This is a genomic window from Actinokineospora terrae (assembly GCF_900111175.1).
GTDB lineage: Bacteria > Actinomycetota > Actinomycetes > Mycobacteriales > Pseudonocardiaceae > Actinokineospora > Actinokineospora terrae.
Genome location: NZ_FOGI01000012.1, coordinates 87,969 through 111,289 on the forward strand (window position 1 = coordinate 87,969; position 23,321 = coordinate 111,289).

The 23,321-nt window shown below is 71.4% G+C and carries 24 protein-coding genes; 8 read left to right on the forward strand and 16 right to left on the reverse strand.

Annotated elements, in window-relative coordinates; genetic code table 11:
• Positions 1–174 precede the first annotated feature (174 nt).
• The 8 genes from BMY07_RS25875 to BMY07_RS25910 all read left to right on the forward strand — a co-directional run bounded on the left by BMY07_RS25875 (position 175) and on the right by BMY07_RS25910 (position 6,170).
• The gene (locus BMY07_RS25875; RefSeq protein ID WP_092784055.1) at positions 175–1,134 is read left to right on the forward strand and encodes a flagellar motor switch protein FliM; all 960 of its coding nucleotides are present in this window, start codon (positions 175–177) and stop codon (positions 1,132–1,134) included.
• Positions 1,131–1,865 (forward strand): flagellar motor switch protein FliN, encoded by a 735-nt coding sequence (gene fliN / locus BMY07_RS25880; RefSeq protein ID WP_092784058.1) that lies wholly within the window; start codon positions 1,131–1,133, stop codon positions 1,863–1,865. The genes BMY07_RS25875 and fliN overlap by 4 nt, the downstream gene beginning before the upstream one ends.
• The gene (fliO, locus tag BMY07_RS25885; protein ID WP_092784060.1) at positions 1,865–2,269 is read left to right on the forward strand and encodes a flagellar biosynthetic protein FliO; all 405 of its coding nucleotides are present in this window, start codon (positions 1,865–1,867) and stop codon (positions 2,267–2,269) included. The genes fliN and fliO overlap by 1 nt, the downstream gene beginning before the upstream one ends.
• Positions 2,266–3,162 (forward strand): flagellar type III secretion system pore protein FliP, encoded by an 897-nt coding sequence (gene fliP / locus BMY07_RS25890; protein ID WP_245782663.1) that lies wholly within the window; start codon positions 2,266–2,268, stop codon positions 3,160–3,162. Before fliO ends, fliP begins: the two co-directional genes overlap by 4 nt.
• 10 nt (positions 3,163–3,172) lie before the next feature.
• Complete coding sequence (fliQ, locus tag BMY07_RS25895) at positions 3,173–3,442, forward strand: flagellar biosynthesis protein FliQ (protein WP_092784065.1); 270 nt, start codon at positions 3,173–3,175, stop codon at positions 3,440–3,442.
• A gap of 1 nt (position 3,443) precedes the next feature.
• A complete protein-coding gene (locus BMY07_RS25900) occupies positions 3,444–4,211 on the forward strand; it encodes a flagellar biosynthetic protein FliR (RefSeq protein ID WP_092784068.1) in 768 nt (255 codons plus the stop codon).
• Positions 4,208–5,305, forward strand: coding sequence for an EscU/YscU/HrcU family type III secretion system export apparatus switch protein (locus BMY07_RS25905; RefSeq protein ID WP_092784071.1), 1,098 nt, complete (start codon positions 4,208–4,210; stop codon positions 5,303–5,305). The genes BMY07_RS25900 and BMY07_RS25905 overlap by 4 nt, the downstream gene beginning before the upstream one ends.
• Positions 5,306–5,513: 208 nt before the next feature.
• A complete protein-coding gene (locus BMY07_RS25910) occupies positions 5,514–6,170 on the forward strand; it encodes a hypothetical protein (protein ID WP_143073640.1) in 657 nt (218 codons plus the stop codon).
• 114 nt (positions 6,171–6,284) lie between these two features.
• Here BMY07_RS25910 and BMY07_RS25915 read toward each other — a convergent pair whose 3' ends face one another.
• The 16 genes from BMY07_RS25915 to BMY07_RS25990 all read right to left on the reverse strand — a co-directional run bounded on the left by BMY07_RS25915 (position 6,285) and on the right by BMY07_RS25990 (position 23,286).
• Positions 6,285–7,685 (reverse strand): PLP-dependent cysteine synthase family protein, encoded by a 1,401-nt coding sequence (locus BMY07_RS25915; RefSeq protein WP_092784077.1) that lies wholly within the window; start codon positions 7,683–7,685, stop codon positions 6,285–6,287.
• Between the two features lie 273 nt (positions 7,686–7,958).
• Positions 7,959–8,213, reverse strand: coding sequence for a hypothetical protein (locus tag BMY07_RS25920; RefSeq protein WP_092784080.1), 255 nt, complete (start codon positions 8,211–8,213; stop codon positions 7,959–7,961).
• Positions 8,213–9,778: a hypothetical protein gene (locus tag BMY07_RS34545; protein ID WP_177215772.1), complete on the reverse strand. Its 1,566-nt coding sequence runs from the start codon at positions 9,776–9,778 to the stop codon at positions 8,213–8,215. The genes BMY07_RS25920 and BMY07_RS34545 overlap by 1 nt, the downstream gene beginning before the upstream one ends.
• On the reverse strand, positions 9,756–11,801 hold the full coding sequence (locus BMY07_RS25930; protein WP_092784086.1) for a flagellar biosynthesis protein FlhA: 2,046 nt from the start codon (positions 11,799–11,801) through the stop codon (positions 9,756–9,758). Before BMY07_RS25930 ends, BMY07_RS34545 begins: the two co-directional genes overlap by 23 nt.
• A 366-nt stretch (positions 11,802–12,167) precedes the next feature.
• Entirely contained in the window at positions 12,168–12,641 is a 474-nt protein-coding gene (locus BMY07_RS25935) for a hypothetical protein (protein ID WP_092784089.1), read from the reverse strand.
• Between the two features lie 3 nt (positions 12,642–12,644).
• On the reverse strand, positions 12,645–13,007 hold the full coding sequence (locus BMY07_RS25940) for a response regulator (protein ID WP_092784092.1): 363 nt from the start codon (positions 13,005–13,007) through the stop codon (positions 12,645–12,647).
• A gap of 3 nt (positions 13,008–13,010) precedes the next feature.
• The gene (locus tag BMY07_RS25945) at positions 13,011–13,499 is read right to left on the reverse strand and encodes a chemotaxis protein CheX (RefSeq protein ID WP_245782664.1); all 489 of its coding nucleotides are present in this window, start codon (positions 13,497–13,499) and stop codon (positions 13,011–13,013) included.
• Complete coding sequence (locus BMY07_RS25950; protein WP_092784094.1) at positions 13,496–13,882, reverse strand: response regulator; 387 nt, start codon at positions 13,880–13,882, stop codon at positions 13,496–13,498. Before BMY07_RS25950 ends, BMY07_RS25945 begins: the two co-directional genes overlap by 4 nt.
• Positions 13,876–14,712 carry a CheR family methyltransferase gene (locus BMY07_RS25955; protein WP_092784097.1) on the reverse strand — a complete coding sequence of 279 codons (837 nt, stop codon included), beginning with the start codon at positions 14,710–14,712 and terminating at the stop codon, positions 13,876–13,878. The genes BMY07_RS25950 and BMY07_RS25955 overlap by 7 nt, the downstream gene beginning before the upstream one ends.
• The gene (locus tag BMY07_RS25960) at positions 14,709–15,797 is read right to left on the reverse strand and encodes a protein-glutamate methylesterase/protein-glutamine glutaminase (RefSeq protein ID WP_092784513.1); all 1,089 of its coding nucleotides are present in this window, start codon (positions 15,795–15,797) and stop codon (positions 14,709–14,711) included. Before BMY07_RS25960 ends, BMY07_RS25955 begins: the two co-directional genes overlap by 4 nt.
• A gap of 216 nt (positions 15,798–16,013) precedes the next feature.
• Positions 16,014–16,883, reverse strand: coding sequence for a hypothetical protein (locus BMY07_RS25965; RefSeq protein WP_092784101.1), 870 nt, complete (start codon positions 16,881–16,883; stop codon positions 16,014–16,016).
• Positions 16,884–17,037: 154 nt separating this feature from the next.
• Positions 17,038–18,690, reverse strand: a complete 1,653-nt coding sequence (locus BMY07_RS25970) for a methyl-accepting chemotaxis protein (RefSeq protein WP_092784104.1) — start codon at positions 18,688–18,690, stop codon at positions 17,038–17,040.
• Between the two features lie 136 nt (positions 18,691–18,826).
• Entirely contained in the window at positions 18,827–19,261 is a 435-nt protein-coding gene (locus BMY07_RS25975) for a chemotaxis protein CheW (protein ID WP_092784107.1), read from the reverse strand.
• The gene (locus BMY07_RS25980) at positions 19,258–21,546 is read right to left on the reverse strand and encodes a chemotaxis protein CheW (protein WP_245782666.1); all 2,289 of its coding nucleotides are present in this window, start codon (positions 21,544–21,546) and stop codon (positions 19,258–19,260) included. Before BMY07_RS25980 ends, BMY07_RS25975 begins: the two co-directional genes overlap by 4 nt.
• Positions 21,547–21,592: 46 nt before the next feature.
• Positions 21,593–22,219, reverse strand: coding sequence for a response regulator (locus BMY07_RS25985; RefSeq protein ID WP_092784110.1), 627 nt, complete (start codon positions 22,217–22,219; stop codon positions 21,593–21,595).
• Positions 22,216–23,286 (reverse strand): sensor histidine kinase, encoded by a 1,071-nt coding sequence (locus tag BMY07_RS25990; protein WP_245782667.1) that lies wholly within the window; start codon positions 23,284–23,286, stop codon positions 22,216–22,218. Before BMY07_RS25990 ends, BMY07_RS25985 begins: the two co-directional genes overlap by 4 nt.
• Between the last annotated feature and the right edge of the window lie 35 nt (positions 23,287–23,321).

Genomic DNA, 23,321 nt, shown 5'->3' on the forward strand with positions numbered 1-23,321 from the left:
CCCGGTCCGATCGGGACCCGCGCGCCGGTCCCACCGGGACAACCGCACCGCCCAACCGGACATCGCCCGTCCTGATCGGACACACCCGGGTTTAGACCTGGCCGTGTCACCCGATAGGTCGATATCGGGTGCCGTGTCACTCAGATCTCCGGCGACCCGACCGATAGAGGCACCGTGCAGACTCCTTCGTCATCACCGGGCCGTCGGGCGGGCGGCGCGAAGACCGGCGGGCTCATCACCGACGGGCGTCCGCTGGCCAGCTACGACTTCCTGCGCCCGGCGAAGCTGCCGCGCGAGCACCTGCGCACGCTGCAACTGGCCTACGACACGTTCGCGCACCGGCTCGCCATCCTGCTGACCTCGCAGCTGCGGGTGGTCTGCCGCGTCGCCGTGGCCTCGGTCGACCAGATCTCGACCGACGAGTACCTCGCGCGCGAGGTGGACCCGGTCGTCGTCGCGCCGCTGCGGTTCGACCCGCTGCCCGGCACCGCCATCCTGGAGCTGCCGCAGGTCGCCGCGCTGACCCTGATCGACCACCTGCTCGGCGGTCCCGGCGGCAAGCAGCACGTGCGGCCGCTGACCGACCTGGAGACCCCGCTCATCCGCGACCTGCTCGGCGACATCCTCACCGAGCTCAAGATCGGGCTGGCCGAGTTCGTCCGGGTGGACCCGATCCTGGGCGCGCTGGAGTACAACCCGCAGCTGGTGCAGGTCGGCGGCCCGGCGGACGTGATGGTCACCGCCACCTTCGAGCTGCACATCGGCGAGGCGGAGAGCGTGCTGACGCTGACCGTGCCGTTGCAGTCCGTGCTGCCCTCCCTGCAGCGCCACAGCGAGAGCGACGAGACCACCGCCGGTGAGCGCGCCGCCCAGGCCGCCGCCCGCGACCTGCTCACCCAGGGCCTGCGCGAGGTCCCGGTCGACGTGTCGGTCCGCTTCGCCCCGGCCAAGCTGCGCTCCAACGACCTGTTCGACCTGCGCCCCGGCGACCTGCTGTCGCTGGGCCACCCGGTGAGCCGCCCGCTCGACATCACCACGGCGGGCCGCGTGTTCGGCCACGCCGTCGCCACGAAGCAGGGCACCCGCCTTGCCTGCCAGGTCGTGTCCGCGAACAAGGAGGACTTCCCCGGATGAGCACCAGCACGCACACCGACTCCGCCGCCGCCGTGCGCGCCGCCGCCGAGGCCGCGTTGACCGTGTTGCCCGCCAGTGAGGCGCTCACCGTGGGATCCCCCGTCTCCGACCCCAGCACCCTCGCGCTGCCCGGCGCGGCCGTCTGCGCGGACCTGAGCGGGCAGACGCAGGGCACCCTGGCGGTGCTGGTCAACCAGGAGCTGGTCGAGGCGCTCAAGTCGAGCCCGCTCGGCGAGCTGGACCTGGGCGCGGCGGTGGCCCCGGCGCTGGAGGCGGCGGCCAAGGTGCTCGGCTCGGTGCCCGGACCGGGCAGGCAGACCACCCCGGAGGCCGCGCTCGCCGCGATGGCCGAGAGCGGCACCCTGGTCGGCGTCCCGCTCACCGCGGGGGCGGCCATGCAGGCGGTGATCGCGCTGTCCACGCTGACCCCGAGCACCCCGGCGCCGCGCGCGTCCGGGACGCCGACGCGCTCGACCGCCTCGGCGATGGACCTGCTCAGCGGCGTCGAGATGGAGGTGACCGTCGAGCTGGGCCGCACCAGGATGACCGTGCGCGAGCTGCTCTCGCTGGGCTCCGGCTCGGTCATCGAGCTCGACCGGGCCGCCGGTGCCCCGGCCGACGTGCTGGTCAACGGCAGGCTCATCGCGCGCGGCGAGATCGTGGTGATCGACGAGAACTTCGGGATCCGGATCACCGAGATCCTGGCGGGCCCCACGGCGGACGCCATCTGATGGCCGAGCTGCTGCGGGTGTTCATCGCCCTGCTGCTGGTGCTCGGCGCGCTCTGGCTGGCCGCGCGGCTGGCCCGCAGGCCGATGCGCAACCGCCGCCGCGGCGGCACCATGGACGTGCTCGCGCGCACCCAGCTCTCCCGGGGCGCCAGCGTCACCGTGGTGCAGGTGGACAAGACCGCGCTGGTGCTCGGGGTGACCGACCACCAGGTGAGCCTGCTGCACGTGGCCGACGCGGAGGTGTTCGCCCTGCCCGAGCCCAGCAAGCCCGCCGACCCTACGAAGCCGGGCGAGCTGTCCCCGGTGGACAAGCCCGCGCAGGGGGCGCTGGCGGGTTCGGTGCTGTCGCCGAGCACGTGGAAGCAGGCGCTGGACGCGCTGCGCGAGCGGTCGGTGCGCAAGTGAGCGCCGCGGTGGTCGAGACTGTCGACGCGGCCGGGACGGTCGACTCGGCCGGGACAGTGGACACGGGTCCGGCGCGGTTGGGCGGGTTCAAGCGCTCCAGCGTGTTGGCGCTGCTGGTGGTGCTGATCGGGCTGCTCGGCGCGACCGGGTCGGCCTCGGCGCAGACCGAGACCCCCGCCGCGCCCACCGCGACGGCGGGCCAGCCCTCGGGGCCGACCGGCCCGACCGAGCCCAACGGCGTCACGGTGACCGTGGGGACCCCGGAGAAGCCGTCGGAGTCCATCGTCATCCTGCTGCTGCTGACGACGCTGTCGGTCGCGCCGTCGCTGCTGCTGCTGTGCACCAGCTTCACCAAGGTCTTCGTTGTGCTCAGCATCACGCGCAATGCCCTTGGATTGACCAACGTCCCGCCGAACCAGGTGTTGGCGGGGCTGGCGCTGTTCTTGAGCTTGTTCATCATGGGACCGGTGGTCAGCGAGGTGAACGCGCAAGGCGTGCAGCCCTACCTCAGCGGTGCGAAGTCGCAGTCCGTCGCCTTCACCGACGGGATGAAGCCGCTACGCGAGTTCATGCTCAAGCAGACCCGCCCCGAGGAGATCGCGCTGTTCACCAAGGTCGCAGGAGACGCGAAGCCCGCCAACGCGGCCGACGTCCCGACGACCACCCTGATCCCGGCCTTCGTGCTCTCCGAGCTGCGGGCGGCCATGCTGATCGGCTTCGTGCTGTTCATCCCCTTCCTGGTCATCGACATGGTCGTCTCGGCGTCGCTGATGTCGCTGGGCATGATGATGCTGCCCCCGGTGACCGTCGCGCTGCCGTTCAAACTCCTGCTCTTCGTGCTCGCCAACGGCTGGGGCCTGCTCATCACCGCCCTCGTCGGCACCTACACGTAAAGGGAACGCCGTGAACGACACCACCATCATCGAGCTGGGCGTGCAGGCCATGCTGGTCACCGGCAAGCTCGCCGCCCCGATCCTGCTCACCGCCCTCGTCGTCGGCTTCGGCATCTCGCTGTTCCAGTCGGTCACCCAGATCCAGGAGGTGACGCTGTCGTTCGTGCCCAAGGCGATCGGCGTCGCCGCCGCGCTGCTGCTCACCGGGAGCTGGATGGTGCACGAGATCGTCAGCTTCACCGGCGGGCTCTACGAGCGGATCCCGTCGCTGGTCGGCTGAGGTGGAGGCCCAGCTCGCCGCAGGCACGCTCCCGGCCCTGCTGCTGGCCGTGATCCGGGCGGTGGCGTGGCTGATCACCTGTCCGCCGTTCAACGGGCGGGCGATCCCGGGCACCATCAAGGCGATGCTGGGGGTGGCGATCGTGCTGCCGGTGGTGCCGAAGCTGGCCCCCAGCGCGCCGAGCGCCGAGACGTGGACGCTGGCCATCAGCGCCGTGGAGCAAGTGGTGGTGGGAGCCGGGCTGGGCTTCCTGACCGCCGTGATCTTCGCCGGGGTGCAGGCCGCGGGGGACCTGCTCGACGTGTTCGGCGGGTTCTCGCTGGCCTTCGCCTACGACCCGCTGTCGTTCTCCGGCAACGCCGGTGTGCTCGGCCGGTTCTACGGCCTGACCGCCACCGCGTTGATGTTCGCCACCGACGCCCACCAGTTGGTGATGCGCGGATTCACGCTTTCGTATGAAGCGGTGCCGCTCAGTGGCGGGTTCTCCCTCGAAGGACTGGCCACTGTGCTCACGACCGGGCTAGGCCGGTTGTTCCTGGCGGCGACCCTGATCGCCGGGCCGATGATCGTGGTGCTGTTCTGCGCCGACATCGGCCTCGGCCTGCTCAACCGAGTCGCACCCGCGCTGAACCCGTTCTCGGTCGGTTTCCCTGCGAAGGTGGGTCTCACGCTGGTGATGGTCGGGCTGGCCATCACCCTGCTCCCGCAGGCGGTGCACGCCATCGCCGAGGAAGCGACCAACGCCGTACTGAAAGCGATCGGGCGATGAGCGCGAACAAGGACGCCACCGAGAAGGCGACACCGAAGAAGCTCAAGGAGGCCAGGTCCCAGGGCCAGACCGCCCGCACCCAGGACCTGGGCGCGTGGGCGGCGGTACTCGCGGCCACCTGGGTCATCCCCGGCGTCTTCGGCGACCTGTTCGACAGCAGCGCGCACCTGTTGCAGCGCATCGGGAAGTTCATCGCCAACCCCGACCAGGCCGACGCCTTCACCATCCTCGGCGACGCCTTCGCCGGTGGCGCCTCGGCGATCGCCCCGCTGCTGGGCGCGACCCTGCTGGCGGTGCTGCTCGGTGCCGGTGTCCAAGGTGGACTGCGGCCGGCGATCAAGCTGCTCAAGCCGAACTTCAAGCGGCTCAACCCGTTGCAGGGCATCAAGCGGATGTTCGGCCCGCAGTCGGCGTGGGAGCTGGTCAAGACGCTGCTCAAGTGCGGCATCCTCGGGGTGGTGCTCTACACCGCGGTGAAGGACCTGGTGCCGACCATCATGGGCTCGGGGTCGCTGCCGCTGCAGGCCCTGGTCGCGACCCTCGGGGACACCGTCCTGTCGCTGATCCGCCTCGCCGCCGTCGCGGGCCTCGCCATGGGCGTCGCCGACTACCTGGTCGCCAAGCGCCGGGTCGGCAAGGAGCTGAAGATGACCAAGCAGCAGGTCAAGGACGAGCACAAGAACACCGACGGCAACCCGGAGATCAAGGGCCAGATCCGGTCCCGCCAGCTCGCCATGAGCCGCAACCGGATGATGTCCGACATCCCCACCGCCGACGTCGTCATGGCCAACCCCACCCACGTCGCCGTGGCCCTGCGCTACGACCCGGACAAGGGCGCCCCCCGCGTCGTCGCCAAGGGCGCCGGTGCCATCGCCGCCAAGATCCGCGAGCTCGCCGCCGAACACCGAGTCCCCATCGTCCGCGACATTCCCCTGGCCCGAGCCCTCTACAGCGCCTGCGAGGTAGGCCAGGAAATCCCCGTCGACCTCTTCGGCCCGGTAGCCCACGTCCTCGCCTTCCTCCACCGCCTCCGCTCCCGCGGCTCCGCCGCAGGCACCCACACCATGCCCGCCGAGGCAGCAGCCGCCGCGTAACCACTCCTCGCTCAGCCGTGTGGCCCCCGGGTCTCCCCGGGGCCACACGGCTATCCGGCATCGAGAGACGACACGGTGGCAACCCCCACGACGGGGAGTGGATCTGCAAAGGTCAGCACGGGCTCGACCACGTCGAGACCCTGGGGCTGTCGGTGCGGCACGCTACGGTCCGCCCAGAATCAGAAGGGCTACCCGGCAAGGAGTTCACTTGGCCGACCGCTACTACACACCTGGTGTCCGAGCTGCTTTGACCGCCTTCAGCTCACGCACCTGCTACAAGCCGGGATGCACCGCTCCGCTCCTGGCGAAGGAAGACGACCGGTGGGTTCTCGCGTTGGAGATCGCCCACATCCGCGCACTCAACGCAGGCGGCGCCCGGTACGACGACGGGCCGTCGATGAGCGACGAGGCGCGCAACGACTTCCCCAACCTGATCTACCTCTGCACTCGACACCACCGTTCGGTCGACGCCAAGTGGAATGCGACCAAGTATCCCACCCGAGTCCTGGCGAAGTGGAAGAGAGACGCCGAATCCGGCGTCGAGCAACTCTCGTCCACCATTCCGGTGACCGCCGACCAACTGGAGGCGGTCATAGCGAGGGCCATGCGCGAGCGAGATCAGGTGCTCGCGGACACGGTCGAGCGGCTGCGTTCGACCGACACCGAGGCGTACGTGCTCATGAACCAACTCCTGGCCGAACTCAAGGACGCGCGCAGGCTCGGCTCGATCGTGGATCCCGACACGGTGTCGTTGCTGTACACGGCGGCCAAGAACCTGTCCCACCTGGAGGACAGCGCGAGCCGTCTCCAGTCGGCGGCGTCGAAATACCTGCGAGCGGCGGAGATGCGCCAGATGTACGAGTAGCGGCTGCGGCGGCGCTGGGTTGGCCAACGCACTCACGCGGCGAGTACCACATCGGGACCAACCGAGCTCAGCAGCCACGCGGATCACGGATCCTGCGCGCACACCGGACTGCGCCTAATCGCGGAGTGCGGTGACGAGGTCACCGATTCCTGTCGTCCGGTCGTCGAGTTCGGAGCGGGGGAGGACGGCGATGACCAGGCCGTCGTGGGTGATCACGACGGCGTCCTGGGTCGGGGTGAGGCGGTCGCGGACGGTCGATACCGGTTCGTGCGCGCCTGCGAGGGGTAGGGCGGGGCCGAGGTGGTCGACGACGAGGTCCTGGGGTGCCGCGTCGCGCAAGTCCTCGGGTGATGCCGAGCCGATGACCTGGGCCAGGGACACCGGTTCGGTCTGCTCGGCGGTGCGCACCACGACCGGTAGCGCGTGGCCGTGCCGCAGTGCCGCCCTGGCCTGGTCGACGGTCGCCGAGTGCGGGATCGTGACGAACGCCGCCGCCGGGACGGGGCCGGTGTCCGGGCCGAAGCCGCGCCTGCTCACCCAGTCGTCGTCGAAGTACTTGCTGAGGTACGACCGGCCCGAGTCGGGCGCGATGGCCACCACCACGTCGTCCGGGCCGAGCGTGTGGGCCAACGCGACCGCGGCCGCCACCGCCAGTCCGCCGGAGGCGCCGAGCAGCAGGCCCTCCTCCCTGGCGAGGGCGCGGGTCATCGCGATGGACTCCCGGTCGGGCACCTGCCGCACGGTCGTGGCGACAGACGGGCCGTAGGACCGGGGCCAGACGTCGGCGCCGGTGTCCGGGTGCACGAAGCGGCCGGTCGCCTCCACCAGGTGCGGACGACCCGAGCCGCCGCCGTACACCGAGCTCTCCGGGTCCGCGCCGACCACCTGGACCCGGTCGCCGGACACCTCCCGCAGGTAGCGGCCCGCGCCGGTCAGGGTTCCGCCGGTGCCGATGCCCGCGACCAGGTGCGTCACCGCGCCCCCGGTCTGCGCCCAGATCTCCGGGCCGGTCGTCGTGTAGTGGGCGTCGATGTTGGCGGGGTTGTCGTACTGGCCCGCGTACCAGCCACCGGGGGTCTGCGCGGCCAGCCGGGCGGCGAGCGCGCGCACCTGGTCGGGGTGCTCGGCGGGCAGCAGCGCCGGGGTGATCACGACCTCCGCGCCGTACGCCCGCAACAGCCCCAGCTTCTCCTGACTGCTGCGGTCCGGCACCACGACGACCACCCGGTATCCGAGCGCCGCGCCGATCATCGCCAGCGCGATGCCGGTGTTGCCCGAGCTCCCCTCGAAGATCACCCCACCCGGCCGCAGCTCCCCGCTGGCCTCCGCCGCCCGCACCATCGACAGCGCCGCCCGGTCCTTCGAACTCCCCGCCGGATTGGCCGCCTCCACCTTCACCAACACCGCCGCCGGAGCCCCCCGCGCGACCCGCCTGAGCCGCACCAACGGTGTCCGCCCTACCAACCCGGTCACATCGTCGACCACCGCGATCAGGTCGGGGAACCCCTCAGGCATCCAGCGCACCCTTCATCGAACCCCCCCACCACGAGGCCTCGAGGTCGGGCCTCCGCCAACATACCCGCGGCCCCACCCCACCAGCCCGCCTTCCGCCTGCTGGGACCTGCGGCTTCGCGCGACAGGACCAGTCCTGGACCGGCTACGCCACCCCTTCTCCGACCCCACCGGCCTCTCCTGCGCCGGATGCAACCTCGAGCGGGCGGCTGCGACCAGAACGACGGAGGCCAGGACCCCATCGGGTCCTGGCCTCTGTCGTGTTCGCGGTGAGGGTCAGCCCGCGCGGTCGGCGCGGGTGGTGGTGGCCTGGAGCATGGTCGGCGCGGCGGGGAGTTCTCGGGCTGGGAGGTTGCGGGCGTAGCGGTCGAAGGCGGCGCGGGGGATGGCGAGGAGGATGGCGGCTACCGGGACCGCGATGAGGAGGCGGACGATGGCGTCAGTGGGGTCCAGGGTGCCCAGGACGAAGGCGGACCACAGGGACGGGGAGGCCATCAGGGCGGCGGCGGCCAGGGTGGAGTAGCGGAACATCAGGTCCTCCGGTGGCCTGCGGTGCTCGGGGGCACGCCGTCGATGGTGAGGATGGGCAGGCCGAGTTCGCGGACGGAGTCCGGGTCGGCGCTGGCGGTGGCGCCGTGCACGGCGAGGGCGTCGACGCCGCCCAGGTCGGCCAAGTGCCTGCGCAGGTCGGCGGTCTTGCGGGTGGCGTCGACGGCGGCGACGATGTGCCGGGCGCCCAGCGCCTTGGCGACCGCACCGGCCCAGCGGCCACCGTCCGGGTCCTCCACCGCGGCGGCGATGGCCACCACGGACGGCACGGGGTTGCGCTTGAGGTCGTAGGCCAACTCGGCGGCGTGCTCGGGGCCCAGCACCCGGCCGCGACCCACCTGGTCCGGCCCGGCGACCTGGACGGCACCGGGACCCAGCCGCATCTTCTGGCAGATCCACTCGGCGGCCGCGGTGGCCTCCTGCAGCGCCCCTGCGACGACGATCACCTTGCCGGGCAACGCGACCAGCAGGTCGGTGGGCACCGGGGTGTCCCACCGGCGCCGCGGCCGGGGCCGGGCGTCGGTGACCAGCCGCGGCTCGTCGGCGGTCGGCCAGGCCGGGTCGTCGGAGGCCTCCTCGATCGAGATCGGCTCGGCGAAGGCGGTGTCGACGTCCTCGTCCGGCAGCGCGTGCCGGGCGGTCGAGGACGGCATCCTCGGCGGCACCAGCATGTCGTGGAAGTCCACAAGGGACTCAACCGGCTCGGCCGAATCCCCGGCCACCGCGTCGGCGGCGGGCTCGTCCGGCTCGTCGTCGATGACCGGCTGCGCCTCGAACACCCGGCGCGCGCCGTCGACCGGCCGCTGCACGGACGGGAACTCGGCAGGCCGGACCCCGTTGGGCCGCGGCGGCGCGGTGGTGGCGCCGAGCAGCACCTCGCGCAGCTGCTCGTCGGTCATCTCGTCCACTTCGGACTTGTCGGCGATCCGCTCGCCGAGCACGGCGGCCCGCAGCCGCGCGTCCGCCTCCCGCTGCGCGGCGGTCATCCCGGCCGGGCGCAGCGCGGCGGGCTCGGCGGGCCGCGACGGCGGCGTCTGCGCGCCCTCGCGTGGGCGCACGGCCTTGGCCCACTCCCCCGGGCTCTGCCCGCGCGGCGCCGGACCCGCTGCCCGCGCCTGCGCGGCGGAGAGCTGCTCGGCACCGTTCGCGCGCGCCACCGGACCCCCGGCCTCGGCGAAGAACCGCGCGAACGGGTCGCCCGCGGTGGTCCCGGCGGGCTCCTGCTCGGCGACACCCAGGCGCTGCTCCGGCACCCGGTCGACGAGCTCGTCGACCGGGGCGCTCTCGCCGACGGCGGCCATGTCCTCCTTGTCGGCCAGCTCCATCAGGTCGGCCACGGACAACACCTGCTCACGGGGTACCTCCGGATCGCCTGGGTCGGGAACCTCGACGCCGATCTCGAACCACTGCTTGGAGAAGAACCCCGCCACGCCGCCCTTGCGCAGGCGGTCGGCGGAGACGATGCGCGCGTCGGCACCGTGCTCGGTGCGCACGCGGTCGAGCAGCGCTTCCAGGTCAGGTCCCTCAAGCAGCAAGCGTGTAGCCACTGTTCACCACCCCGACTGTCTCTATCCGGTGGGTACCACCGGACAGCTCGGAATACGACAGCACGGCCAGCCGCGGCACGGCGGCGTGCACCAGGCGGTAGAGGGGCGTGCGCAGCCGGGGCGCGCAGGCGAGCACAGCGGCCTGGCCCTGGCTCTCCGCCCGGCTCGAGAGCCCGGCGACATCGCCGACGAGCGACTCGAGCGTGCCCGTGTCCACCGCGAGCCGGTCGCCCATCTCGGTGACCCGCAGGCTCTCCAGCAGCGTCTGCTCGACGCGGGGGTCGAGGGTGATGACCGAGAGCACCCCGTCCACGGCGAGCCGGGCGGCGATGGCCGGGCCCAGCGCGGCGCGGGCGGCCTCGACCAGCCGGTCGATGTCGGCCCCGGCCTTGGCCGCCGGCGAGAGCGCCTCGTAGATGCCGACCAGGTCGCGGATCGGGACGCCCTCGTCGAGCAGGCGGTGCAGCACGCGCTGGATCTCGCCCAGGCTCATCAGCGCTGGCGTGAGCTCCTCGACGACGACCGGGTGGGTGCGGCGCACGACGTCGGTGAGCGCGCGGACGTTCTCCCGGCCCAGCAGGCGGCCCGCGTGCGTGCGGGTGACCTCGGCCAGGTGGGTGACCAGGACGGAGGCGCGGTCGACGACGGTGGCGCCCAGGGCCTCGGCCTGGTGGCGCAGCTCGGCCGGGACCCACTTGCCCGCCAGGCCGAACACCGGCTCGGTGCCCGCGCGGCCGGGCAGCGCGTCGAGGTCGTCGCCGATGGCCAGGACGGTGCCCGGTGGGGCGAAGCCGCGGGCCACGTCGGCGCCGTTGATGCGGATGACGTAGGACGACAGCGGGAGGTCGAGGTCGTCGCGGGTGCGCACGGGCGGCATGACCACGCCCAGTTCCAGTGCGATCTTGCGGCGCAGCGCGCGGACCCGGTCGAGCAGGTCGCCGCCCGCGGCGTCGACAAGGTCGACCAAGTCGGTGGCCAGCGCCAGTTCCAGCGGGTCGACCCGCATCTCGGCGATGAGCGCCTCGGTGGCGTCCGGCGCGGTCTCGGCGATCTCGGTGGACTCGCTGGTCTCGACGACCTCCTCGCCGGGCTTGGGGCCGCGGGTGGAGGCGATGATCAGGCCGCCGCCGACGAGCAGGAACGGCAGCATCGGCATGGCGGGCATCAGCGACAGCGCGAGCAGCGAGATGCCGCCGATGCGCATGGCCATCCGGTTGGCGCCGAACTGGCTGGAGACCAGCGAGCCCATGTTCTGGTCGCCCGCGGCGCGGGTCACGATGAGGCCGGTGGCGACCGAGAGCAGCAGGGCGGGGATCTGGGAGACCAGGCCGTCGCCGACGGTCAGCAGGCTGTAGGTGTTGATGGCGTCGGTGGGGGCCATGCCCTTCTGGATCAGGCCGACCGAGAAGCCACCGATGAGGTTGATCAGGGTGATGACGACCGCGGCGATGGCGTCGCCCTTGACGAACTTGGAGGCACCGTCCATCGCGCCGTAGAAGTCGGCCTCGGCGGTGACCTCCTGGCGGCGCCTGCGCGCCTCGGGCTCGTCGATGAGCCCGGCGTTGAGGTCGGCGTCGATGGCCATCTGCTTGCCGGGCATCGCGTCGAGGGTGAACCGGGCGCCGACCTCGGCGACGCGGCCCGCGCCGTTGGTGATGACGGCGAACTGGATGACGATGAGGATGAAGAACACGACCAGGCCGACCACCAGCGAGCCGCCGACCACCGCGTGGCCGAAGGCGCCGATGACCGCGCCCGCGTCGCCGTCGAGCAGCACGAGCCGGGTGGCGCTGATGTTGAGCGCGAGCCGGAAGAGGGTGGCCAGCAGCAGGATCGACGGGAAGACCGAGAACTCCAGCGGCTTGCGGACCTGCATGCTGATCAGCACGATCAGCAGCGCCAGGGCGATGTTGAGCACGATGAACATGTCCAGCAGGAACGTCGGCATCGGCACGACCATCAACACGATGATCATGATGACGCCCGCGGGTACCGCGAACTGGCTCAACCGCCGTGAGTTCATCGTCCATCCCGGATATCCGGTGTGCGGCCGTTCCGTGGCCTCGTCGTGCTGCCTTCCTGGCTCCACGTCGGACCGTTCATCGGCCGCGGTGGAGCGGTACTGAGCATTCCCTCGGTTGAGCATCGCCGAGGGAACGACGAACCGCTAGTGGGTCGTCGCCCCGAGGGGGGCGACGACCGCACTCGCGAGGCGTCGGCACACCGGTTTCGGCTACCCAGCGGGTAGTCCGGTCTGGTGTGGCAGGCCCCGGCCTGGCGGCCTGCCGTCGGGGAGTCCCCGTTGTGCACCCAGCGCACACATTCGCGGCTGGGATTCACCCAACCGAGCGGCGACACGCCGCTACGGGGGTGAACTATCCTGAGTGGACTAATTCAGCGGGACCACGATGGACATCACGCCGCCCTTGTACCCCGCGATGCCCACCGTCAGGTCGAGCCGGTTGCCCAGCGCGGCCAGGTGCGACCGGACGTCGGCGGGCACCTCGGCCGCGGAGGTGTGCAGCGCGTGGAACTTCACGTGCGGCCTGCCGGGGACGTTGAACATCCCGGTGAGGATGTTGCTGACCTCGCCGAGGATGTCGGTGAGCAGCGGCGAGAGCTCACCGTCCTCGACGCACGCCTCGGCGCCCCCAGGGGGGACGAGGCCCATCGCGGCGGCCGTGTTGGCCGCCAGTGGCAGGTCGAAACCGATGACCCCGGCCAGCGACTGGTCGTTGTGCTGGTACACAGCAGCAACGGGCGCGTCACCGGCGGGGTCGGTCACGTTGACGGTGACCTCCCTGCCGAGGAGGCCCTTCAACGTGTCGAGGACCTTCTTGGGTTCCGGCAGAGCTTCGGTCATTCGCTACCCCAAGATGTCGGAGAGCCGCTCGCGGAAGGTCTCCGCGGTGAACGGCTTGCTGATCAGGAACAGGGCACCGCCCGCCTCGGCCTTGGCGATCATCTCGTCCGAGCACTCGGAGGTGACGAAGGCGAAGGGTACCGTGTTCCCGCTGGCGCGCAACGCGTGCAGCAGCTCGATACCCGACATGTTGGGCATGTTCCAGTCCGACAGGACGAGGTCGGGGTTCTCGCTCGCGACGGTGTCCTGCGCCGCGGCGCCGTCGGGCGCCTCGACGATGTCGTGGTCCTCGAACCCGGCTTGGCGCAGGGTCCTGATCACGATCTGGCGCATGACCCTGCTGTCGTCAGCGACCAGGATTTTCATAGCTCACGCCTCCTGTGCGTTGTGGGAACCACCGGGACCACCGCTGAGCAAGGTCACCACGTACGGCTCGTCGCGCCACCGGACGACGGTCCGGCACACCTCGACGGTTCCCGGCCAGCGCTCGTGCGCGGTCGCCGAGACCCTCGGGAGGGAGAGCTGCGACGGGGACGGGAGCACGCTCTTGACGTTACCGCCGAGGACGTTGGCCAGCTCGCCGAGTGCGTCGCCGACGTCGTCGGCGGTGACCTCTTCGGGCTCCATCGCGAACAGCACGGAGGCCACGTCGCGGGAAGCCTTGTGCGAGCAGGACACGACCAGGTGACCCTCGTACGCGCCGACCATGGCGACCGAGGCGGCGAGCTCGACACCGGCACCGGAGTCGGAGTCGGCGTAGACCGTCTCCTCCTCGCCGCCGTTGAGGAACGCCGACCACACCTGCTCGGCGATCATGTCGAGATCGACCTCGACTGCGGTAGACACATCGTTGGTCATGAGGACACCCCCGCCGGGACGAGCCCGAGGAGGGCCAGCTTGTCAATGATGCCGTCACGGGTGAACGGCTTGATCACGTACTCGTGCGCACCGGCGGCCAGCGCGCGGACGATCTGCCCGTGCTCGCTCTCGGTGGTCACCATCATCAGCGTCATCTGACGCATCTCGGTGATCTTGCGGACCTCGATGACGAACTCGAGGCCGTTCATCACCGGCATGTTCCAGTCGACCAGCGCCAGGTCGGGCACCCGGCCAGTGCTCTGGAGCAGATCCAGTGCCTCCCGACCGTTGCCCGCCTCCAGAACCTCGAACCCGAGGTCGGCCAACAGGCCGCGGAGAATCTTGCGCATGGCCCGGGAATCATCGATCACAATCCCTAGCACTGCGTCACCTCTTTCACCAATTGGCGTTCTCGGGCGGGTGCCCGGTAGATGGCGGTCCGTCCAACGGGTACCCGCTCGAACACGGAGTCGATGCCCACAGTGGACTCGGCGGCTCCGAGCAGGAGCCACCCACCGGGGTTGAGCACCTGCCGCACGCGGTCGAGCACCGCGCGCTTGGTCTCCGGTTCGAAGTAGATGAGCACGTTGCGCAGGAACACCACGTCGAACTTCGGCATGGGTGGCAGCGGCGCGCAGAGGTTGACCCGCTGGAACGACAGGTTCTGCCGGATCCTCGGGACAGCCTCCCACTCCGCGCCCGCGCGCTGGAAGTAGGTCACCAGGTCGGTCGCGGGCAGGCCGCGGTTGACCTCCAACTGGTTGAACCTGCCCGCACGCGAGCGGCGCAACATCTCCTCGGACAGGTCGCTGCCCATGATCTGGTAGCCGCGACCGGCCGGGAGGGCCTTCTCCAGGGTGATGGCGATGCTGTAGGGCTCCTGGCCGCTCGAGCACGCCGCCGACCAGATCCGCACCGGGCGGGTGGACTTGGCGAGCACGTCGGGCAGGATCGTGTCGGTCAGCGCGGTGAAGGGCTCGCGGTCGCGGAACCAGGAGGTCTCGTTGATCGTGAGCGCCTCGACGACCTGGGTGCGCAGCGCGGCGTTCGAGGTGCGCAGTGCGTTGGCCAGGGAGCCGACCGTGTCGTGCCCGGTGGCCTTGGCCACCGGCTTGAGCCTGGACTCGACCAGGTATTCCTTACCGGGGCGCAGGACCATGCCGGCTTCTCGGTAGACGAGATCGGCCACGAAGCCGAACAGCGCCGGGGTCATTTCCACCGCGCCACCTCCCTTCCTGTAGCCGCCGCCGATGCGGGCAAGCGGGCGACGATGTTCTCCGCGATGAGGCCGAGCGGCAGTACCGCGTCGGCCAAGCCCGCGCTGACAACGGCCCCAGGCATGCCCCAGACCACCGAGGTGGCCTGGTCCTGGGCCAGTACTCCGGCACCGAGGGCCACGAGCTCCTCGGTACCGCGCTTTCCGTCCTGACCCATGCCGGTGAGCATGACGGCCAGGGAGGCTGAGCCGTAGACGCGCGCGCAAGAGCGGAACAGCACGTCGACGGCGGGTCGGCAGTGGTTCTCCATCGGCCCGTCGTGCAACCGGACCTTGGCGCCACCGGGGGTCTTCGCGGCTTCCATGTGCCGCCCGCCCGGTGCGATGTAGACGGTGCCGGGCAGCAGCGGCTCGCCGTCGCGCGCCTCGACCACGTGCAACGCGGCCTCCTGGTCGATGCGGCGGGCGAGCATGGTGGTGAAGACGGGGGGCATGTGCTGGGCGACGAGCACCGGGACCGGCAGCGTGCCGGGAAGTCTGGTGAGGACGGTGCGCAGCGCCTCGGGGCCGCCGGTGGACGATCCGATGAGGACGGCCTGGACGGGCTTGCGCGGACCGGTGTTCGCGGGCGGGCGCTTGACCGCGGTCGTCGGGCGCAGCGGCTGCGCGACGTAGGCGGGCTTGCCGCACAGCGCGTGGATGCGCGGCAGCAGCTGCTCGCGCACCTCGGTGACCGCCTTGTTGACGCTACCGGCGTTCGCGGGCTTGGTGACGTAGTCGGTCGCGCCCGCGGCCAGCGCGGCCACAGTCGCCTCGGCGCCGTCGCTGGTCATCGTGGAGAACATGATGACCGGCAGGGTGGGGTTGGTCTTGCGCAGCTCGCGGACGGTCTCGACCCCGTTGAGGACGGGCATCTCCACGTCCAGGGTCACCACGTCCGGCTTGAGCTGGGCGATCTTGGCCAGCGCGATCTGCCCGTTCGGCGCGGTCCCCACGACTCGCACCTTCGGGTCCGCGGACAGCACGTCGGTGACGAGTCGGCGAATCACCACCGAGTCGTCCACCACCAGTACTGAGATCACGTGGGCCTCCAGGGTCGGCGGCGGAGGCACCCGGCCTCCGCGACAACCGTGGCATCGGCCGCACCCGCCCGGTCCTGAGCGGTCGCCCCGGCCGAGTTCTCACGCCAATCACAGTAAATCCGCGCTGTTGAGTTGTCGCGCCACCACAGCCGGATGACCCGACCGGCTGATCCTGAGTGGACGGTTCAGCCGATCGGGTCACCTGGAGTTATGTGCTTAGTCGGCCTGCACAAGCCAGTCGGGGCCAAAAGCCGCGAGGCAGGGGACCAGGAGTTCTTGCGCGGAGGCCGAGTCCACGAGGTCGCGCACCATCAGCGCCTGCACGGCGCCGCTGAGCACGTTCCACACGCCGCTGGCCCGGTCGTCGAGGGTGACCCCGGCCAGGTCGACCGCGCGGACCAGCAGCAGTTGCGCCGCCGCGGCTTCACGGATGCGGCCCGCGACGTGCACGGCCCAGGCCGAGGAGTGCATGGCGGCCGACCAGTCCTGCTGCTCGGCGCGCATCCGGTCCGCCGAGACGGCCAGGGCCCTGACCTCGGCGGGGTGCGCGGCGCGGATGCGCGCCAGCAGCCGGTGCACCAGGTCGTGGGTGGGGCCGAGGTGGGGACTGGCCTCCGGCAGGTCGCGGGTGGCCGCGACCCAGGCGGCGCCGAGCACCCTGCGGTCGACGTCGGTGAGGTGCTGGCGCAGGTAGGTCGCGCAGACCGCGTCGGTGACCAGGGCGATCGCGCCGTCGGGGGGCTCGGGCGCGGTGCCGGGCGGGAAGGTGTCGCGGTCGGGCACCAGGACGTCGGTGCGCACGCAGTGCAGCAGCCCGGCCAGCGACCCGATCGGGGCGTGTTGCAGCAGGGTGACCGCGGACGGGCCGGAAAGGTCGCGCACGCTGGGCAGTTCGCTGGCCGCGGCGAGCGCGTGCGAGCGGGCGAGGCTGAGCGCGGGGGACGGGGGCGCGGCGCGCTCGGCGATGGCCTCCACGTCGGCGGTCGTGCGGCTCAGCAGCGTCAGCAGGATCTCCGCCGTCGCTGGGCCGCCAACCATCCGGGTGAGGTCGAAGCCCAACACGGGGGCGCTGACGAGGCTGTACACCCGAGTGAGTATGCACCCTCGATTACGGAAACAGCACCAAATCGGGTGAACCATTACACACAGCGACGGCGCCGTCCCTGGGGGGTGAGGGACGGCGCCGCCTGGTCGAGCGGGGAGGCGAGCACCCGGTGACGCACCGGTGATCGCGACCCGGTCAGGTCGTGAAACGGTTGACCTGGTCCTGCAGCTGGGCGGAGAGCCTGGTCAGGGCCTGCATCGCCTGGTTGGACTCGCTGATGCTGTTGGTCGCGGTGGTGGCGCCGTCGGCGACACCGGCGATGTTGGCGGCGATCTCGGAGACACCCGCGGCGGCCTCGCCGACGTTGCGGTTCATCTCGGTCGTGGTCGCGGTCTGCTCCTCCACCGCCGAGGCGATGGTCAGCTGGAAGTCGTTGATCCGACCGATGATCTCGGAGATCTCGTCGATCGCGTTGACCGCGTTGGACGTGTCGGCCTGGATCATCTCCACCCGGCGCGAGATGTCCTCGGTCGCCTTGGCGGTCTCCTGCGCGAGCTCCTTGACCTCGTTGGCGACCACGGCGAAGCCCTTGCCCGCGTCACCCGCCCGGGCGGCCTCGATGGTGGCGTTGAGGGCGAGCAGGTTGGTCTGCTCCGCGATCGAGGTGATGACCTTGACGACGTTGCCGATCTCCATCGACGACTCGCCCAGCTTGGCGACCGTGCTGTTGGTCGCGGCGGCGACCGACACGGCCTGACCGGCGACACCGGCGGCCTCGTTGGCCGACTGCGCGATCTCCTTGATCGAGGCCGACATCTCGTCCGCGCCGGTGGCCACGGTCTGCACGTTGAGCGCGACCTGCTCGGCGGCGGCGGAGACGACACCGGCCTGGGCCGAGGTCTCGCCGGTGCTGTCGCTGACCCGGCCCGCGATGGTGGCCATGTCCTGGGTGGCGCCCTCGAGGGACTGGATGCCGTCGGTGATGGCGGTGACGGTGTCGTGCATGCTCGCGGTGGCGGTGTTGAGCGCGGCGGCCATGACGCCGACCTCGTCGCTGGAGCGGACGTCGACCTTGCGGGTGAGGTCGCCGTGCGCGACCGACTCCAGCACGCTGGATACCCCGCGCACCGAGCGGGTGATGCCGCGGATGATCAGCCAGCCGACCAGCAGCGCCAGCAGCAGGCCCGCGCCGAGCAGCACCAGCGTGGTGTAGCGGGCGGTGTCGCTCGCGGTGGCGGCGTCGGCGACCTCGGTGCCGACCGCGGCCAGCTCGACCTTCTGCATCTCGACGAGGTCGTTGCCGAGGTCGTCGAGCGCGGGACCGGCCTGGTTGTTGTAGCGGGCCAGGGCGACCTGGGACTGACCGGCGAGGGCGGCCGGGAAGACCTGCTCCTCGACGACCGAGGCGACCCGGTCGAGGTTGTTGATGGCGCGCTTGACCGTCGCCAGCGGCACCGCGCTGTACTCGGGGTCGGCCTCGATGCCCTGCTGGAACTTCTGCAGCGCGCCGTCGAGCACGCCGATGGCCGCGGTGGTGTCGCTGACCTCCTTCTGCACCCGCAGGGCGTCGGTGCTGATGAAGGAGCTCAGCAGGTGCTGGATGGCGGTGATCGCGGCACCGTTGAAGTTGCTGATGGCGCCGACGGCGGCGGCGTTCTTGCCCAACCTGGCCGAGGTGTCGGCGCCGCTGTCGGTGGCGACGATGCCCTGGACCCCGACGCCGATGGCGACCACGGCGGGCAGCGCGATGGCGGCGAAGATCTTGGTGGCGAGCGAGCGGTCGGCGAGGTACCTGCCGACACCGCCGCGGCGAGCGCCGGATTCGGCCGTGGTGGTCGAGTCAGCCATCTGCGTGAGCCCTTCCCTGGTGCCGCGGTCGACCGCGGCTGAGCTGTGGAGTGGGAGGAAGAAGGGGAGGCGGACCTGCCGCCTGAGCGGAGGCTCCGGGGCCCGTGGGCCCCGGAGCCTCCGGGGGGTGTGCCTGTCAGGCGGCCTCGCTGCCGCGGACGGCAGCCCTGGCGTCGAGCGCCAGCATCAGCCGGTCGGCCAGCGGGAACGCCGCGGTGATCAGCTCGCGGGCCGGGCCGGACAGGGTGTCCGGGATCGGCTCGGCCGCGGTGGGCTCCAGCTCGACCACGTCGCCGATGCGGTCGACCAGCAGGCTGACCGACTCCTCGTCGGTGCGGACGATGACGTTCATCGCCGGGCCGGTGCGCTCCTGGGCGGGCTCACCGAGGCGGACCCGCAGGTCCAGCGCCGCGATGACCTGGCCGCGCAGGTTGAACAGACCGCCGACGTGACCGGGGGCGAGCGGTACCGGGGTGTACTCGGAGAACGCGAGCACCTCCTGGACCTCGCTGACCTCCAGGCCGAAGAGCTGGCCTGCCACCTCGAAGGTGGCGTACCGGACGGAACTCACGACGCCTCCACGTAGTCACGGGTCACGAACTCGGGCAGCTGGAAGTCCGGGTCGGCGGCCATGATGGCCCGACGCATGTCCAGCAGCTCGGTGACCTTGTCGTCGATCACGGTGGAGCCGGAGAGGCCGTCACCGTCGGACGGGCCGTGCGGGGCGGTGTCGTCGACGATGTCGAGGATCCCGTCCACCGCGAGGGCCACCGAGTGGCCGCCCGAGGAGTACACGACCGCGGGCACGGTGTCGGAGACGTCCTCCGACCACGAGCCGAGCAGGCCCGAGAGGCGCAGCACCGGCAGGATCTGGCCCCGGTACTGGACGACCTCGCGGCTGCCGACGCGCTCCACGGCCTGCACCGGGAACTCCTCGAGCCGGGTGACCATGCTCAGCGGGATCGCGACGCGGCGGTCGCTGACCCTGGTGACCAGCAGCCGGTCGCGGGTCTCCGGCTTGACCTCGGCCATCGCGGCGGCGGCAGCGGCGGCCCGCTCGGCGTTGCCGAGGTGGGCGTTGCGGGCCAGCGCCAGCACGTCGAGGATCAGCGAGACCCTGCCGTCGCCGAGGATGGTGGCCCCGGCGTAGCAGCCGACGTCCTTGAGGTGGCTGGCCAGCGGCTTGACCACGACCTCCTCGGTGGTGAGCACCCGGTCGACGACCAGGCCGAACTCGTGGCCCTCGCCGTTGAGCACCGCGATGTAGATGGCCTCGCCGTTCTCCTCGGGGCGCGCGGCCTTGCCGCCGAGCGCCTCGGTGAGCCGGACCAGCGGCAGCAGCTTGCCGCGCAGGCGGCAGACCGGGGCTCCGGAGACGTACTCGATGCGCGCGGAGGTCTGGCCCTCGACCGAGACGAGCTCGCGGACCGACATCTGCGGCAGCACGTAGCGCTCGTTGTCGCTCTCCACGATCAGCGCCTGCACGATGGCCAGGGTGAGCGGGATGGTCAGGCGCCAGGTGGTGCCCTTGCCGACCACCGAGCGCAGGTCGACCGCGCCGCCGATGGCCTCCAGGTTGGTGCGCACGACGTCCATGCCGACGCCGCGGCCGGAGACGTTGCTGACCTTGGCGGCGGTGGAGAAGCCCGCCCGGAACACCAGGCGGAGCACCTCGTCGGTGTCCATGGCCGCGACCTGCTCGGCGGTGAGCAGACCGCGCTTGACCGCGGTGGCGCCGATGAGCTTCGGGTCGACGCCCTTGCCGTCGTCGGCGACCTCGACCACGACGTGGCCGTGCTCGTGGTAGGCGCGCAGGGTCAGCGTGCCCTCGGGGCTCTTGCCCGCCTTGACCCGGTCCGCGGGGGACTCCAGGCCGTGGTCGACGGCGTTGCGCACGAGGTGGGTCAGCGGGTCCTTGACGGCCTCCAGGAGGCTGCGGTCCAGCTCGGTCTCGGCGCCCTCGAGCTCCAGGCGCACCTGGCGGCCGACGGAGTTGCTCAGGTCGCGGACGACCCGGGGCAGCTTCGACCACAGGTGGCTGATGGGCTGCATGCGGGTCTTCATGACCCCTTCCTGCAGCTCGCTGGTGATGAGGTTGAGCCGCTGGGCGGCCCGGCTCATCGTGTGGTCACCGGCGTGCTCGGTGGCCCGCACCATCTGGTTGCGGGTCAGCACGAGCTCGCCGACCAGGCGCATCAGCTTGTCGAGCAGGTCGACGTCGACGCGCACGGAGGTGTCGGCGACACCCCTGCGGCTGGCGGCGGCTTCCTCCGCGGGCGCCGGGGTGGCGGCCTCGGGGGTCTCCGGCTGCGCGGGGGCGGCCTCGGCGACCGGGGCCTGCGCAGGCTCGGCGTCGGCCTTGGGCGCGACCTCGGCGTCGGTCTCGGCGACCGGCTCCTGGGTCGGCTTGGCGGCGGCAGCGGGCGCGGGGGCACCGGCGATGCACGCCTCGACCTCCGCGATCACGTCCTCGAGCTCCATGTCGCCCTCTTGGCCGTCGCGCTCGATCTGCGCCAGCAGGGCGCGGACGACGTCGACGACGCGCAGGAGGACGTCGGCCCCCCGGCGGTCGAGGGTCTGCGCGCCATCACGCAGCCGGGCCAGCAGCGACTCACCAGCGTGCGTCACCTGCTCCAGCTTCGCGAACGCGAGGAACCCGCTGGTGCCCTTGATGGTGTGAATGGTGCGGAAAACACTCGCGAGTCGGTCACGGGCCGTTGGGTCGCGCTCGAGCGCGACGAGGTCTTGGTCCAACTGGTCGAGGTTCTCGTAGGACTCGACCAGGAATTCCTGGACCACATCATCGAAGTCTTCCACACTCCACCACGCTTCCAGGTCCGGTGTCGACGGCTTCATCGGCGGCCACCGGTGCCCCCTGAGGCTTTGCGCCGGGGATTTCAGGTCATACCGGGTGACGCCGGATGAGCCCGCGCGAGGTGGCCACGGCCACGGCGGCGGTGCGGGAGTCGACGCCGAGCTTGGCGTAGACGTGCACCAGGTGCGATTTCACCGTGGCCTGGCTCAGGTGCAGCCGTCTGCTGATCGCCAGGTTGGACAGTCCATCGGCGACCAGACCCAGAACTTCAGTCTCCCGCGCGGACAGCGTGGTGCCCGGGTCGCGCACCCGGTCCATCAGCCGGGCCGCGACCGCGGGGGCCAGCGCGGACCGGCCCTGGGCGGCCGCCCGGATGGCGGCGGCGAGGTCCTCGGGCGGGGCGTCCTTGAGCAGGTACCCGGTCGCCCCGGCCTCGATGGCGGCGAGGATGTCGGCGTCGGTGTCGTAGGTGGTGAGCACCAGGACCCTGGGACCAGCGGGCGCGGAGGTGATGGCGGCGGTGGCCTGGGCCCCGGACATGCCGTCGCCGAACCGCAGGTCCATCAGCACCACGTCGACCGACCCCGCCTGCCGCACAGCCTCCTCGGCAGTCGCGACCTCGACGGTGACCACGAGGTCCGGCTCACCGTGCACCACGGCCCGCAGGCCCGAGCGGACGACGGGGTGGTCATCGGCGACGAGGACCCGGATCACGCGGGCACCGGCAGCGTGATGGCGATGGCGGTGCCCTGGCCGGGGTCGGACTCGATGACGAGGTCGCCCGCCAGGGCGCGGGCTCTGGCTCGCATGGTGGCGATGCCGTAGCCGCGGTTGGGGGTCGGGGGTGTGGTGGTGGGGATTCCCCGGCCGTTGTCGACCACGTCGAGGGTCACCTCGGTGTCGAGGTAGCTGAGGGTGACCTGGACCTCGGTGGCGTTGGCGTGGTTGATGACGTTGCCGAGGGCGGATTGGGCTACGCGGAGGATGGCGAGTTGGTGGGTGGCGGGTAGGTCTACCTCGGTGCCGGTGACGTGGCAGTGCACGGCGAGGCCGGACGCCGTGGTGGTCGCGGCGCAGGCTTGGCGTAGTGCGTCGGGGAGGGAGCCGCCGTCGAGTGTGGGCGGGTTCTGATCGCGGACGAACCGCCTCGCCTCGGCCAGTGCGTCCGCCGCGGCGGCCTTGGCGGCGTCGACGTGCCGGGCGGTGTCGCCCCGTTGGGCGGCGCTGAGCAGGAGGTGGATGCTGGACAGGCTCTGCGCCAGCGTGTCGTGCACCTCCCTGGCCAATCGCTCGCGTTCGGCCAAGACCCCAGCGGCACGCTCAGCGGCAGCGAGCTCCACGGTCAACTCGCGGCGCCGTTCGCTCTCGCGATAGACAACGACAACGGCCACCGCGACCGCCCCACCGAGCAGCGGGCCGATGACAGTACCTATAGACAGCACGTGCTGGTGCCACCCGAACCCCGCCACGGCCACAACCCCGGTCACCGCGACGGCCCCCGCGGCGACCCGGATCGGCAGCGCGCGCAGCAGCAGGAAGTAGAAGGGAAAGGCGAACCACACCGCCCCCGGCGTCACGACCAGCAGCGTCACCCACAGGATCCCCACCAACCCCAACACCCACCGCGGCCGCAGAACCAGACACCCGACCAGCCCGGCGGCGAGCACCAGGACGAGCGGACGCGGGTCCCGCGCCGCGGCGAGCCCGGCGAGGGCCACACCCAGCACGTCGGGTCCCGCGGTGAGCAGGCGGGCCGATGCCCGGGAGTCCACTGAGGTCACGATGCCGCCAGCGTAGCCGCGCGGCCGTGCGGCGG